The 14,496-nt window shown below is 61.4% G+C and carries 13 protein-coding genes and 1 tRNA gene; 4 read left to right on the forward strand and 10 right to left on the reverse strand.

Annotated features, from left to right (window positions below; translation table 11 throughout):
* Nucleotides 1–17 precede the first annotated feature (17 nt).
* Entirely contained in the window at nucleotides 18–1,196 is a 1,179-nt protein-coding gene (gene carA, locus GKR99_02695) for a glutamine-hydrolyzing carbamoyl-phosphate synthase small subunit (GenBank protein NKB26515.1), read from the reverse strand.
* A gap of 194 nt (nucleotides 1,197–1,390) precedes the next feature.
* Between carA and GKR99_02700 the strand changes: the two genes are divergently transcribed.
* The 3 genes from GKR99_02700 to GKR99_02710 are packed head-to-tail and all read left to right on the forward strand — an operon-like array spanning nucleotide 1,391 to nucleotide 3,384.
* A complete protein-coding gene (locus tag GKR99_02700) occupies nucleotides 1,391–1,852 on the forward strand; it encodes a GatB/YqeY domain-containing protein (protein NKB26516.1) in 462 nt (153 codons plus the stop codon).
* Nucleotides 1,849–2,244: a gamma carboxymuconolactone decarboxylase gene (locus tag GKR99_02705; GenBank protein NKB26517.1), complete on the forward strand. Its 396-nt coding sequence runs from the start codon at nucleotides 1,849–1,851 to the stop codon at nucleotides 2,242–2,244. The genes GKR99_02700 and GKR99_02705 overlap by 4 nt, the downstream gene beginning before the upstream one ends.
* A 45-nt stretch (nucleotides 2,245–2,289) precedes the next feature.
* Nucleotides 2,290–3,384, forward strand: coding sequence for a glycoside hydrolase family 3 (locus GKR99_02710; protein NKB26518.1), 1,095 nt, complete (start codon nucleotides 2,290–2,292; stop codon nucleotides 3,382–3,384).
* A 22-nt stretch (nucleotides 3,385–3,406) separates the two neighbouring features.
* On the opposite strand, the gene GKR99_02715 is transcribed toward GKR99_02710, so the two are convergent.
* The 9 genes from GKR99_02715 to GKR99_02755 all read right to left on the reverse strand — a co-directional run bounded on the left by GKR99_02715 (nucleotide 3,407) and on the right by GKR99_02755 (nucleotide 12,642).
* Nucleotides 3,407–4,168 carry a hypothetical protein gene (locus tag GKR99_02715; protein ID NKB26519.1) on the reverse strand — a complete coding sequence of 254 codons (762 nt, stop codon included), beginning with the start codon at nucleotides 4,166–4,168 and terminating at the stop codon, nucleotides 3,407–3,409.
* 5 nt (nucleotides 4,169–4,173) lie between these two features.
* On the reverse strand, nucleotides 4,174–5,277 hold the full coding sequence (locus GKR99_02720; protein ID NKB26520.1) for a glycosyltransferase: 1,104 nt from the start codon (nucleotides 5,275–5,277) through the stop codon (nucleotides 4,174–4,176).
* Between the two features lie 315 nt (nucleotides 5,278–5,592).
* Nucleotides 5,593–5,667 (reverse strand) — tRNA-Gly (locus GKR99_02725).
* Between the two features lie 68 nt (nucleotides 5,668–5,735).
* Nucleotides 5,736–6,476, reverse strand: a complete 741-nt coding sequence (locus tag GKR99_02730; protein ID NKB26521.1) for a TerC family protein — start codon at nucleotides 6,474–6,476, stop codon at nucleotides 5,736–5,738.
* 165 nt (nucleotides 6,477–6,641) lie between these two features.
* On the reverse strand, nucleotides 6,642–6,818 hold the full coding sequence (locus tag GKR99_02735) for a hypothetical protein (GenBank protein NKB26522.1): 177 nt from the start codon (nucleotides 6,816–6,818) through the stop codon (nucleotides 6,642–6,644).
* A gap of 45 nt (nucleotides 6,819–6,863) precedes the next feature.
* Nucleotides 6,864–7,181: a hypothetical protein gene (locus tag GKR99_02740; protein ID NKB26523.1), complete on the reverse strand. Its 318-nt coding sequence runs from the start codon at nucleotides 7,179–7,181 to the stop codon at nucleotides 6,864–6,866.
* A 43-nt stretch (nucleotides 7,182–7,224) separates the two neighbouring features.
* A complete protein-coding gene (locus GKR99_02745; GenBank protein ID NKB26524.1) occupies nucleotides 7,225–7,614 on the reverse strand; it encodes a glutathione metabolism protein in 390 nt (129 codons plus the stop codon).
* 4 nt (nucleotides 7,615–7,618) lie between these two features.
* The gene (locus GKR99_02750) at nucleotides 7,619–11,053 is read right to left on the reverse strand and encodes a pyruvate carboxylase (GenBank protein ID NKB26525.1); all 3,435 of its coding nucleotides are present in this window, start codon (nucleotides 11,051–11,053) and stop codon (nucleotides 7,619–7,621) included.
* Nucleotides 11,054–11,547: 494 nt separating this feature from the next.
* Nucleotides 11,548–12,642, reverse strand: coding sequence for an alpha-hydroxy-acid oxidizing protein (locus GKR99_02755; GenBank protein NKB26526.1), 1,095 nt, complete (start codon nucleotides 12,640–12,642; stop codon nucleotides 11,548–11,550).
* 360 nt (nucleotides 12,643–13,002) lie between these two features.
* Between GKR99_02755 and GKR99_02760 the strand changes: the two genes are divergently transcribed.
* Nucleotides 13,003–14,373, forward strand: coding sequence for a transposase (locus GKR99_02760; GenBank protein NKB26527.1), 1,371 nt, complete (start codon nucleotides 13,003–13,005; stop codon nucleotides 14,371–14,373).
* Nucleotides 14,374–14,496 lie beyond the last annotated feature (123 nt).

The raw sequence follows: 14,496 nt of genomic DNA on the forward strand, positions 1-14,496 counted from the left end.
AAAGCAGGAAACCGACCCTAACGCCAGGCGGTTTCCTTTGCCGCGTCCATCGCAGTGGCGAAACGTTCGAACAGGTAAAAACTGTCCTGCGGGCCTGGGCTGGCCTCGGGGTGATACTGGACAGAAAAGACCGGCCGGTCCACGATCCGGATGCCGCAGTTTGAACCGTCAAACAGCGACACATGGGTTTCTGTGACGCCGTCGGGCAGTGTCTGCGCGTCAACGGTGAAGCCGTGGTTCATCGACGTAATCTCGACCTTGCCGGTTTCGAAATCCTTGACCGGGTGGTTCGCGCCGTGGTGGCCGTGGTTCATCTTGACGGTGTGCGCCCCCAGCGCCAGCGCAAGCATTTGGTGGCCAAGGCAAATCCCGAAGACCGGCATCTTTGGCCGCGCCTCAAGCACGCCTTTTATCATCGGCACCGCGTAAGCCCCTGTCGCCGCCGGATCACCGGGACCGTTGGACAGGAACACGCCGTCCGGGTCATGGGCCAGTACGTCCTCGGCCGTTGCAGTGGCGGGCAGGACGGTCACGTCGCAGCCTGCGCTGGCCAGGCAGCGCAGGATATTGCGTTTCGCGCCATAGTCGATGGCGACGACCTTATGGCCCGGCCCTTCCCGGCGGGGAAACCCATCTGGCCAGGCCCAGCGCATCTCGTCCCAGCGATAGGATTGCGCGCAGGTGACGGTTTTCGCCAGATCCAGCCCCTCGAGCCCCGAAAACCCGCGCGCGGCTGCGACCAGCGTTTCCAGATCGAAGTCACCCGCGGGGTCGTGGACCAGCGCCACATGCGGCGCGCCCTGCTGGCGGATTTCGCGGGTCAGGCGGCGGGTGTCGATGCCGCCGATGCCGATCCGGTTGCGCGCTGCCAGCCAATTGGAAAGCGCACCGGTGGCGTGCCAGTTTGATGGCGCGGTGGGATCCCATTTGACGACCATCCCCTCTGCCACGGGGTCGGCGGCTTCTGAATCCTCCTCCGTCACGCCGGTATTGCCGATGTGGGGGAATGTGAAGGTCACGACCTGACCGGCGTAGGACGGGTCGGTCATAACCTCTTGATAGCCGGTCATGGCGGTGTTGAAACACAGCTCGGCCACGACCTGCCCGGTCGCCCCGAACCCCTTGCCGTAGAACACCGTACCGTCGCCCAGTACCAGGCAGGCCGTTGGCCTCGCAGGCGTTGATGCGCTGGTCATCACGGGGTCCTCCGGATCGTGGCTGTTGGCAAATTCGCGGCAACCTACGGGTGTGGCCGGGGCGGGTCAAGCGGCTGGTTTGTTTTGGCTAACGTAACGAAATCAACACGTTACGTAGAAATACCCCTGTTGCGGGCGGTTCCTTGATTGGCTATTGTCGCAGACTGGGGTGCGAAAACAGTGGGATGTCTGTGATGACACTGAAATCGAAAGTGGCCGACGCGTTGCAGGACGCGATGCGTGCCAAGGATGCAACGCGCCTGTCGACGCTGCGGCTGATCAACGCCGCGATCAAGGATCGCGAGATTGCGCAGCGCGGAACCGAGGATGGCGAGGCCGCGATCGGCGACCCCGAAGTGCTGGTCATTCTGGGCAAAATGGTCAAACAGCGCCACGAAAGCGCGCGCGCCTATGATGAGGGCGGGCGGCTGGAACTGGCCGAAAAGGAACGTGACGAGATCAAAGTGATCGAGGATTTCCTGCCCCGGCAGATGTCCGAAGACGAAGTCGCCGCCGCCATCGACGCCGCGATTGCTCAGGCGGGCGCAAGCTCGATCCGGGATATGGGCGCGGTCATGGGGACGCTGAAGGGCAAATTCACCGGACAGATGGATTTCGGTACGGTCGGGCCGATGGTCAAGGCACGGCTGAGTTGAGCGACCTCTTCGACGAAGACCTGTTCCTGAAGGGGCTGGAACAGCGCAAGGCGACGCTGGGTGCCGACTATGTCGAAAACAACCTCGCCGCCGCCGACGATCTAACCCGCCCGTTTCAGGAAGCCATGACGGCCTGGTGCTGGGGTTTCGGTTGGGGCGATGAGGCGATCCCGCCAAAGACCCGCAGCATGATGAACCTGGCGATGCTGGGTGCGCTGGGCCGCCTGCATGAGTGGGAGGTTCACTGCCGCAGCGCGCTGAACAACGGTGTCAGCCATGATGAAATCCGTGCCATAATCCATGCCGTCGGGATTTACGCAGGCGTGCCGATGGCGCTGGAGTGCTTTCGCATCGCGCGCCGCGTGCTGGACGCGGCTGACGCCACTGGTTGAGGGGCCTCTGGTTGCGGCGTCCGACACAGGCTAGACCCGCACAGCATGACTCAGACCCGCCGACATTTCCTGCACGCCGCTTCGGCCACAATGCTCAGCGTGCTGGCCGCCCCGGCAATCGCGCAGGCCGATCCTGTGCGTCGCGCCGGGGCGCGCATTCTGGTAGGGTTTGCCGGAACGCGGGCGCGCGACGCCGGGGTTCAGGCTGTCGCGCGTGATCTTGCGGCGGGCCGCGTCGCTGGCGTCGTCCTGTTCCAGCGCAATATCCGCAGCGCGCGCCAGTTGCGCAGGCTGCTGGACGTGTTGCGGGACGCGGGCGGTGCGACGCCCCCGATCATCACAATCGACAACGAAGGCGGCCCCACGACCCGCACCAACGATGCGCGCGGGTTCAAAAGCTGGCTGGCCGCGCAGCAGGTCGTGGCGCGATGCGACAGTGAAGACTGCGTCTATGACTACTACAAACCGCGCGCCGCCCAGCTGGCCAAGGCCGGGATCACGCTGAACCTGGCGCCGGTCACCGACCTGAACGTCAACCCGCGCAATCCGATCATCGGCGGGCTTGGGCGCAGTTTCTCGGCCGATCCTCGTGTTGTCACGGCTGCCGCGCGGCAGTTCATCTGGGCGCATCGGGCGGCTGGGCTGGCGACCTGCCTCAAGCATTTTCCCGGCCATGGCAGCACCACGGACGACAGCCATCTGGGCCTGCCGGACATCACGCAAAGCTGGTCCGCGGTTGAGTTGGATCCCTTCGCCAAACTGGTCGGCGAAGGGCTGGCCGATTCCGTGATGATGGCGCATCTGTTTCACGAGAACCTGTCTGACGGGCGGTTCCAGCCGACATCGCTCAGCCAGAAGGCGATCGGGGTTCTGCGCCATGAAATCGGCTTCGACGGGCCGGTGATCACCGACGATCTGCAAATGGGCGCGGTGCGCAACGCCTACGACGAAGCCGCGTCAGTGCATCAGGCCATCGCGGCAGGCAATGACCTGCTGATCTTTGGCAATTTCGCCAACCCCGATGCCGGCCTCGGCGCGCGGATCAATTCCGCCGTGCAGGGCGCACTTGCCGGCGGCGCGATTTCGGATCAGGCGATGGCGCAAAGCGAGCGGCGCATAGAGACCTTGCGGCAAAGCTGAGCGCCGCGTGCAGGCAGGCGACCTATCGAAAATAGACCAGATTGTCCGGCCCAACCTCGGGCGCTGGGATGTGCAGCAGCGGCGCGGTATCCGGCACCGGAGGTGCTTCGCCGTTTTCGATCAATTGCAAAGGTGCTGGCAGGAAGACCTCTTCCATCGGCCAGACCCAGTCCTCTTTCCACGTCCAGCAATCATGGCTCTGATAAGTTCGCATAACCTGATCAGCCAGATCCGGGTCAGGGCGCGCCCGCAGGATTGGCCCCGGCGTGGCCGCATATCTTCGCGCCAATGCCGAGGTGCGGCGCGACACAAAGCCCGAAACCCACATCTGAAACCCGATCCGAGGCTGCAGGTGTTCCAGAACCCGATAAAGCTGAACATGGTCCGCATGACCATATTCGCCCCAGGGGTTATGGGTAAACACGCGGGACCCGGGGTTCAACCTGGCAGAGAGGGCTTTGGTAAGCGCCCGAAAATTCGCGGCATAGGCGTCAATGACCGCCCCAAGCTGGCCGGGCGCGTTCATCGCCAGCCCGTGGTCTGTCAGGATGGGATCGGACCAGTTGACCGCATCAAATGTCCCGGCTTCGGCCAGGGCAAGCGCGTCAACGGGGAAGGGCAGCGCCGCCATCGCCGCTGCCCGGCGTGCGCCAAGACCGGGGCGCCGCGCATAATCCTGAAACGCAATGATCACCTGTGCGGCCCTTGGCAGGGCCGAGGCGAACCACAGGATTTCATCATCCGGGTGTGCGACAATGACTGTTGCGTCCTCGATTGTCGTCATCGTCGTCAATATGCCTTTTTCTTCTGCAGCTCAGGCACGCTCCTCGGCGCGGTGGACGCATCGGTTTCTATCGCGCGATAGACAGCCATTGTTGCGCTGATTGCATCTGACAGCGCAAAATGCTGCACCCGTGCCAGACCGCGCCGGGTCAGTTGCGCATGTGCCATGGGATCGTCAAGGATCTGTCGAACAGCGTCGATCATTGCAGTCTTGTCGCCCGGTTCGACCAATCGGATCGCGGGGGGACTGCCCGAAACCTCGGTCAATCCGCCGACGCGGTAAGCAACGGCGGGAACGCCGCAGGCCATCGCCTCTAGCATGACGCTGCCGAAGGCTTCGCGCCGCGACGTCAGGATCAGGACATCCGCCACCCCAAGTGCAAGACGCGCTTCGGCTTGATCGACAAACCCGGTGATGCTCCAGTTCGGCTCAGCGGCATTCAGGCGCATGGCCGCCGTCAGTTTCGCCCGGTCCGGCCCGTCGCCACAGATCAGCAGGAAGCCATCCGGCGCAAGCGCGCGTGCGATGTCCGGCAGGTCGCGCCATCCCTTCTCGGCCCGGATACGCCCGAGGTAGAGGGCGATTTTCCTGTCACGCGGTATGGCGTGGCGCGTGCGAAAGTCGCCGATATCGTCCGTGTCTGCCGAGGCGCGGAATGCGTCCGCATCAATGGCATCCGGGATCACGCAAACCCGGGCCGGAGCGATCGAATAGGCATCAACAAGGCGGCGCGCCTGTGTCTGCGTCAGCGCAATGACCCGCGTGGCCCGGCGCAGACTGATCCCGTCGATCCAGCGGGCCGCACGCCGTAGTGCGGGGTTTTTGCGCGCCACCCAAAGCTGGGTGCTGAAGGTGACCACAGTCGGCATGCCCAGAATGCGTGCGCCGACCACCAGAAGGCGACAGCACAGCCAGTGATTGAAATGGATGTGAACAAGGGTGTCGCGCCTGCGTTGCCGCCAAAGATACGCCATGACCGCCAACCCCCATGTCACACCCAGCATCCAGGGCACCAACCATCCGGACAGGCCGGGGCCGACCGAGTGGATCCGGGTTCGGGCCGACATACACTCGGTCCGGGGGCTGTTTGGCAGGCGGGTTGTCAGCACCGTTTGGCTGGCGCCTGCCTACTCCAGTGCTTTGGTCAATCGTCGGGTCTGGATCTGCAATCCGCCGCAGGGATCATAACGCACCGGGCAGGGGCCTTGGCGCTGAAAATGCGGCGTGATCCGCAGGATATGCCGACGCTCAGCCAACGGGCCACGCCGGATCGTCATTGCCAGAACTGTTCGTCGCGCGCCCCATCCCCGCACAATGATCGAGACGCCCGGCAAATAAAAGACCGTACCAGGCCGTGCCCGGGGGCTTGCTGCGCAGCGGTCCCAAAAAAAACGGGCCACCCGTTGCCGGATGGCCCTGTTTATTGGAGCGGGCGATGAGATTCGAACTCACGACCCTAACCTTGGCAAGGTTATGCTCTACCCCTGAGCTACGCCCGCATCCATTGGGTTTGCGTCAGATATAAACTCTGGCGCGGGGCTGCAAGGGGTTTTTCGCGCATCAAGCCTCAGTCCGCTACATTGCCCATTGCCAGCCGCATGCGACGTTTTTGCCGCCACAGGTTCAGCGCCTCAACGCCGCCGGCGAAGACCATGGCTGCATAGATAAACCCACGCTCGATATGGAAATGCAGACCATCTGCGACCAGCGCCATGCCGACCATCACCAGGAAGGCCAGCGCCAGCATCTTCGTACTGGGGTGGCCCGAGACAAAATTGCTGATCGGTTCGGCGGCAAGCATCATCACCAGAATGGCGACGACGACCGCGGCCACCATAACCTCCAGATGGTCCGCGATGCCAACCGCGGTGATGACCGAATCGAGTGAAAACACCATATCGAGGATCATGATCTGGGTGATGACGGCACCGAATGTTGCTGTCGCGACGCCGGTATTCTTGGCGTGATCCTCGCCTTCGACCTCGGCAAAGATTTCGGTCGTGGATTTGTAGAGGAGGAACAGCCCCCCGGCGACAAGAATGATGTCGCGCCACGAAATCTCCAAGCCAAATATCGTGGCGATGGGCGCCGTCAACCCGATGATCCAGGCGATCGAGAACAGCAGCAGTATTCGCAGCACCAACGCGCCAAGCAGGCCGATATAGCGGGCGCGCGCACGCTGATGTTCGGGCAGGCGGCTGGCGGCAATGGAGATGAAGATGACGTTGTCGATGCCCAGAACGATCTCGAGGATTGTCAGCGTGGCAAAGGACGCCCAGACGGCGGGGTTTGAGAGGAGTTCGATCATATCGATTCACACCTGTTGCAGAGGCGGTCATCCTAGAATGGCGTTCATCTGCCATGCAATGCTGGCCGATTGTGTTGAAAAACTCCGTTTTAGGGCCTGAACGATGATTTTTCTTTCCATGCAGCCCGATCCTAAATTTTTGGCGCGGGGGTCGGCCCAAATCGCCTACATGCGCTCACGCGCAGCCATGCGCTGTCTCGTGGTCAAAGCTTTCCGACTATTTCGCTTCATAGGTTTTCGCAAGAAATCCGCGACGCTCTGATTTCGGAGTTTTTCAACACAATCCGCCGATTGTGTTGAAAAACTCCGTTTTAGGGCCTGAACGATGATTTTTCTTTCCATGCAGCCCGATCCTAAATTTTTGGCGCGGGGGTCGGCCCAAATCGCCTACATGCGCTCACGCGCAGCCATGCGCTGTCTCGTGGTCAAAGCTTTCCGACTATTTCGCTTCATAGGTTTTCGCAAGAAATCCGCGACGCTCTGATTTCGGAGTTTTTCAACACAATCCGCCGAAGCGCCGGACCAGTCCCGCCGGTCAGGCTCTGGTCTGATCTTGGCGCTTCCAAGCGAGTTGACGACCAAACCTGAGCCATAAATCATGCAAACTCCACGGTTCTGCGCCAGCCCACCGGCCCGGCGCGCGCCCTGCTTGAGATGCGCTGGTAATGTCCGCTTCAGCCTATTTCCGCCGCGAAGCCTCGACATAACGTTCTTATCGGTGCGGAATGACCACCGATCAAAGCGCGATCTAAAACAGACCGGCGACGTTCAGCGAACATGCAAAGGCATAGGCCGCGAACGTTATGGCCATACCCGGCACCCGCGTCATGAAGCGGCCGTAAGGAAAGGTCATGCCAACTCCGTGCAGACCACGCCCGACAAGCAACAACATGCCCGCTCCGTGCAGCCACAGCGGGCCAATGCCCTGCAATTCAGCCAGCAGGATCAGGATCAGGCCCAGCGGAGCATACTCAGCACAGTTCGCCTGCGCCCGAATGCGGCGGGCCAGCTGTTCATCCCCACCGTCGCCCATGCCCGCACCAGCACCTTGGCGGCCCTTGATCACGCGCCACGACAGCCAGAGGAACAGAACCGCGATCAGAACGTCGTAGATGGGCGTGATGGACAAGGGGTTCATGGCGTTATTCCAGCTCGACCAGCAGATCCTTGGCATCAATCTGCCCGCCTGCCGCGACATGAACTGCCTTTACTGTCGCATCCCGTTCGGCGTGCAGGCCGGTTTCCATCTTCATCGCTTCGATGGTCAGCAGCAGGTCGCCTTGTTTGACCTTCTGGCCTGCCTCGACGGCGACTGTGGCGACGACGCCGGGCATGGGGGCGCCGATGTGCCCGTCGTTGCCGGGATCGGCCTTGGCGCGCGCCTCGACCGCGCTGGTCACGCGCCGGTCCGCGACGCGCACCGTGCGGGGCTGACCGTTGAGTTCGAAGAACACCCGACGTTCACCCAGGTCGTTGGTCTCTCCGATGGCTTGGCAACGGATCTCAAGGGTCACGCCGGGGTCGATCTCGGCCGAGATTTCCTGCCCCTGTTCCATGCCATAGAAGAACACAGGTGTCGGCAGGGTGCGTACCGGGCCATAGGTGGCGTGGCGCGCCATATAGTCGGTGAACACCTTGGGATACATCAGGTATCCGTTCAGATCCTCGTCGTCGATTTCTTCTCCGACTTCTTTGGCAAGCGCGGCGCGTTCCGCGTCAAGATCGGCGTCTTTCAACAGCGATCCGGGCCGCACGGTGATCGGTTTTTCGTCCTTCAGAACTTTCTTGACGATCGCGGGCGGGAAGCCGCCAGGCGCCTGGCCAACCTGACCACGCATCAGGGTTATGACACTGTCGGGGAAGGAAAATTCGGTTTCGGGCTTCAGTAGATCTTCGCAGGTCACGCCTTGGGTGACCAGCATCAGCGCCAGATCGCCGACAGTTTTCGCAATCGGCGTCACCTTGATCACATCGCCGAACAGTTGGTTCACGTCGGCGTAAGCCTCGGCCACTTCGTGCCAGCGATCTTCCAGCCCCATCGAGCGCGCCTGCGCCTTGAGGTTGGTGAACTGCCCGCCTGGCATTTCGTGCAGGTAAACTTCGGAACTGGGTGATTGCATGCCGGATTCGAACGCCGCGTAGTGATTGCGCACATCCTCCCAATAGTTCGAGATGCGGCGCACGGCGCTGGCGTCCATGTCGGTGGCCCGGTCCGAGTGTTTCAGCGCTTCGACCACTGTGCCGAACGTCGCCTGAGAGGTATTGCCAGACAGGGCATCCATTGCCACATCGGCGGCATCCAGACCAACCTCGGCCGCGGCCAGGATTGAGGCGCAGGCGATCCCTGCGGTGTCGTGGGTGTGCAAATGTATCGGCAGGCCGCCTTCGCCTTTCAATGTCTTCACCAACGCGCGCGCGGCGTCCGGTTTGACCAGCCCGCCCATGTCCTTGATGCACAGGATGTGGGAACCTGCGGCTTCCAATTCCTTGGCCATATCAACGTAGTACTTCATGTCGTACTTGGATCGCGCCGGATCCATCACATCCCCGGTATAGCAGATCGCGCCTTCCAGAATGCGGCCGGTTTCCAGCACAGCGTCCATCGACACGCGCATGTTTTCGACCCAGTTCAGGGGGTCGAACACGCGGAACAGGTCGATGCCGGTATCGGCGGCCTGACGCACGAAGGACTGCACCACATTGTCCGGATAGTTGGTATAGCCAACCCCGTTGGAGCCGCGCAGCAACATCTGCGTCAGGTGGTTCGGCATGGCGCGGCGCAGGTCGCGCAGGCGCTGCCAGGGGCATTCCTGCAAGAAGCGATAGGCCACATCAAAGGTCGCGCCGCCCCAGCATTCGACCGAGAACAGCCCCGGCAGGTCAGACGCATAATTGGGCGCGATATTGATCATATCGATCGACCGCATCCGCGTTGCCAGCAGCGACTGGTGGCTGTCGCGCATTGTCGTATCGGTCAGAAGCAATTGTTTTTGCTTCGACATCCACTTGGCCACGGCCTCCGGGCCTTTGCCATCCAGCATCTGTTTCAGCCCCTTGGGCGCATCACCGGCGGGCGGTGCCTTTGGCTGACGCAGATCGGACGGCGGGCGCGGACGGCCCGCAACCTCTGGATGGCCGTTTACGGTGATGTCGGCGATATAGGTCAGGATTTTCGTCGCCCGGTCACGGCGGGGCGCGAAATCGAACAGCTCGGGCGTCTGGTCGATGAATTTGGTGTGGTATTCGTAGTTGAGGAACGTCGGGTGCTTCAGCAGGTTCTCGACAAAGGCGATGTTGGTGCTGACGCCCCGGATGCGGAATTCGCGCAGCGCGCGGTCGATCCGGGCAATCGCGGCCTCGGGCGTCGGGGCCCAGGCGGTGACCTTCTCCAGCAGCGAATCGTAGTACCGGGTGATCACCGCGCCGGAATACGCCGTGCCGCCATCCAGACGGATGCCCATGCCGGTCGCACTGCGATAGGTGCTGATGCGGCCATAGTCGGGGATGAAATTATTGGTTGGGTCCTCGGTGGTGATCCGGCACTGGATCGCGTGACCATCGAGCTTCACGTCATACTGGCTGGCGGTGCCCGTCGCCTCGACAAGGCTTTTGCCCTCAGCCGTCAGGATCTGGGCGCGTACTATGTCGATGCCAGTCACTTCTTCGGTCACGGTGTGTTCGACCTGCACGCGGGGGTTCACTTCGATGAAATAGAACTCACCCGTTTCCATATCCATCAGGAATTCGATGGTCCCGGCGCAGTGGTATCCCACATGCTCGGCAATTTTCTTGCCAAGGTTGCAGAGTTTTTCGCGTTGTGCACCAGACAGATAGGGGGCTGGCGCGCGCTCAACCACCTTCTGGTTGCGCCGCTGGACCGAGCAGTCACGCTCCCACAGATGATAGATCGCGCCGTGCTTGTCGCCGATGATCTGAACCTCGACATGGCGCGCCTTCAGGATCATTTTTTCGAGGTAGCCTTCGCCGTTGCCGAACGCGGCTTCAGCCTCGCGCCTGCCTTCGCGAATCTTCTCTTCCAGCTCATCGGGCCCTTCGATGGGGCGCATGCCGCGCCCGCCGCCGCCCCAGCTTGCCTTCAGCATCAGCGGATAGCCGATCTCATCCGCCTCTTTGGCGATGGCGGTCATGTCATCGCCCAGAACTGCGGTTGCCGGGATCACCGGCACGCCCGCCTTGATGGCGACCTGCCGGGCGCTGGCCTTGTCGCCAAGCGCACGCATGATGTCGGAGGAGGGGCCGATAAAGGTCATGCCCGCCGCTGTCACGGCGTCAACGAATTCGGGGTTTTCGCTTAGCAGGCCATAACCGGGGTGCACGGCGTCCGCGCCGCAGGCCTTCGCAACGCGAATGATTTCTTCGATCGACAGATAGGCAGCAACCGGTCCCAGGCCTTCGCCAATGCGATATGCCTCATCCGCCTTGAAACGATGCAGGCACAGTTTGTCCTCTTCGGCGTAGACCGCGACCGTTCGCTTGCCCAATTCATTGGCGGCGCGCATCACGCGGATGGCGATCTCGCCACGGTTGGCGATAAGGATTTTCTTGAATTCGGCCACGACAGGTTCTCCGGTACTGTGCAGGTGCAGCATTGCTTTAGTGGGTTGGGGGCAAGTGGTAAACCTTATTGGTTGCAAGCGGCTAACCTGTTGCCGGGGTGCCAACTATCGCGTCGTTGATTGTCTTTTCGCCAAAAATACTCCGGGGAGGTCTGGAGGGGCAGGCCCCTCAAGCCACCGCCCACGGCAATGACCCGGCGGATCTTATATCCGGCGGCCCGGCCTGTCGGTTTTCATACCGGCAAGCGGTCCCTCGCCTGCGTGGGGCGGGAAATCCCCATCTGGCCGATTGTGTTGAAAAACTCCGTTTTAGGGCCTGAACGATGATTTTTCTTTCCATGCAGCCCGATCCTAAATTTTTGGCGCGGGGGTCGGCCCAAATCGCCTACATGCGCTCACGCGCAGCCATGCGCTGTCTCGTGGTCAAAGCTTTCCGACTATTTCGCTTCATAGGTTTTCGCAAGAAATCCGCGACGCTCTGATTTCGGAGTTTTTCAACACAATCCGCCCATGTCGGCGATCAATTGTTCGCGCAGGATATGCACCACATGCGCGGCGCCCCTGGCCCCGAAGGCGGCCAGACCATAGTGGAACGCCTTGCCCAGCATCACGAAATCCGCCCCCAGCGCGATGGCGCGCAGGATGTCGGTGCCAGAGCGGACGCCGCTGTCAAAGATCACTGGCAGGCTGGTGGCAGCGCGGACCTCGGGCAGAAAATCCAGACTGGCGCGGGCGGCGGCAAACTGGCGCCCGGCATGGTTCGAGACCCAGACCGCATCCACCCCGGCCTGTTCACAAGCGCTTGCGTCATCGGCGCGGGTTACGCCCTTGACCACCAGCTTGCCGTCCCATTCAGTGCGCACCGCGTCCAGATAGTCCCAGTCCGGCGCGGTCCTCAGCAGATAGCCGATATGCGCTGTCGAGGGCAGGTTGGCATCAACTCTTGCGTATTTTTCGAGGGTTGCCAGTTTCGGGATGCCGTTGGTGGCCATAGCCAACGCCCATGCCGGGCGCATCGCAACCTGGGCCAGGACGCGCGGGGTGATCCGCATCGGGTTCGACAGGCGGGCGCGGCGCTGGCGTTCCCGGCGGCTGGCGACAGGGACATCGACGGTCAGAATCAAGGTGTGGAAACCGCTGTCCTTGGCGCGCTTCAGCAGGTCGCGCCGGATGTCCCCGTCACCCGGCGGATACAGCTGGAACCAGCCCTGGTTGCCAATATGCGGCGCCAGGTCTTCGGGCGTGCGGGTTGCCACGGTGGACAGGCTATAGGGGATGCCGCTCTCGCCCGCCAACTGTGCGAGGATCGGTTCCGCGTCGCGCCAGATCAGGCCCGACATGCCCACGGGGGCGATCCCGAACGGCAGCGCCTGATCGCGCCCCATCAGCCGGGTGGTCAGATCCGGCGTAACCTCGCCCCCCAAAATCGCGGTGTTCAGCGTCACCGCATCCAGCGCCGCCGTGTTCCGGTGCGCGGTGCCTTCATCACCGGTGGCGCTGTCCAGATACTCCCAGGCAAAATGCGGTAGTCGTCGGCGCGCCCGGGCGCGCAGATCGGCCACTTCGGGATAGAGCAGGTCGAGATCCATGGGCGTCTATTGCCCCGCGTTCGCAGCGAGATCAATGGGAACCTGCCTGATGGTCCGGTGTTCCGGTGGGTGTGGCGTGAAGCGGACGTTGGCACCGTCTACTTCTTCGCCCGGAATCAAGCCCGCAAGGGCGCCGGACGATCGCGTGACCGTCCCGCGGGCAGGCGATTTCGATAGGATGCGAAACCTTCGTAGTTTGGAGTTATCGCTGAGACATAAATTGCCACGCGCGATTGTAGCATCGCCTACCGCCGGTCAGGCGCTCGCCCGGCTCGGCGTTTGATTGGATACTGTTGAAAAAGTCCGTTGATTGGCCGCGCACGCTCTGATTCACTTGTTTTGAGGGTGGAGGGTTCGGCGATGATGGGTCCAAGGCAAGTTGCGCAAGGCGCGCTGTTCTATGAGTTCTCGATCGAGAGTTTTGTGCCGAAGGATCATCCCGTCCGGGGAATTGATCGCTTCCTTGATCTGACAGGTGTGCGCCCCTTGCTCGCTTCATACTACAGTGCCAATGGCCGCCCTTCGATTGATCCTGAACTGATGATCCGCATGCTGTTGTTGGGCTATTGTCAGGGCATCCGTTCCGAGCGACGGCTTTGCGAAGAGGTTCATGTCAATCTGGCGTATCGTTGGTTTTGTAAGCTTGATTTGGCTGATCCAGTGCCCGACCATTCGACATTCTCTAAGAACCGGCATGGCCGTTTCCGCGAGAGCGGTTTGTTCCGACATTTGTTCGAGGTCGTTTTGCAGCGCTGCATGGATGAGGGGCTGGTTGGCGGCCACAGCTTTGGTGTTGATGCCAGTCTGATCCCCGCGAATGCAAACCAGACGCGCGGCGTTGAAAGCAAAGACGGACTGCCAGCAGATCTGACGTCCCGTGCCGTCGACGAATATCTCGAGACGCTGGATGATGTGGCCTTCGGTGCTGCGACCAAGGTCGTCCCCAAATACATCTCACCGGCTGATCCAGCAGCGCGTTGGACTGGGGCTGACGGGGGAGCCGCCTACTTTGCCTATTCCACTAACTATATGGTCGATTTGGATAATGCAGTCATCGTGGACGTCGAGCCGACGGCTCCGATCCGGCCTGCAGAGGCGCGGGCAGCAAGGGAGATGATCGATCGTGTACATGAGCGGTTTGGCATCAAACCTGACAAGCTTGTGGGTGATACGGGTTACGGATCAGCCGAGATGTTGGGCTGGCTTGTGGACGAACGTCAAATCGAACCCCACATTCCGGTCTGGGATAAGTCAAAACGAACTGACGGCACATTCTCACGCGAAGACTTTGTCTACGACCCGGCGACCGACAGCTATACTTGCCCGACCGGCAAAGCCTTGCAAACATATCGGCGGAACTTCTCAAAACCGCGAAAGCCCAATGGCAGCAAAGACGGGTTCATCAGATACCGAGCCTCAAAGCACGATTGCGACGCATGCCCTCTGAAGTCGCAATGCTGTCCGAAGGACGACGGCAGACGCCTTATGCGGTCCGTTCACGAAGCCGCCCGAGACGTCGCTCGCGATATCCGAAAAACAGATGCCTACATGACGTCGTTCATCCAAAGGCGGAAGGTTGAAATGCTCTTTGCCCACCTGAAACGATACATCGGCGTGCAGATGATGCGGCTTCGAGGACCCAAAGGCGCAACCGAACAGTTCCAACTCGCAGCAACAGCTCAAAACCTCCGGAAACTGGCGAAGTTGGTGCCAGCAACAGTGCCAACGTGAAAGAAAACGGCGCGCGGCCGCCTCTCGCTCAACAACGCGCCGACCAAAACATCGACTTCTTCAACAGTATCATTGCTAACATCCCCTTAGGGCCATCCGCACGGATGGCGTGCTCTTGTTAAC

It is taken from the genome of Paracoccaceae bacterium, from assembly GCA_012103375.1.
Lineage (GTDB): Bacteria > Pseudomonadota > Alphaproteobacteria > Rhodobacterales > Rhodobacteraceae > WLWX01.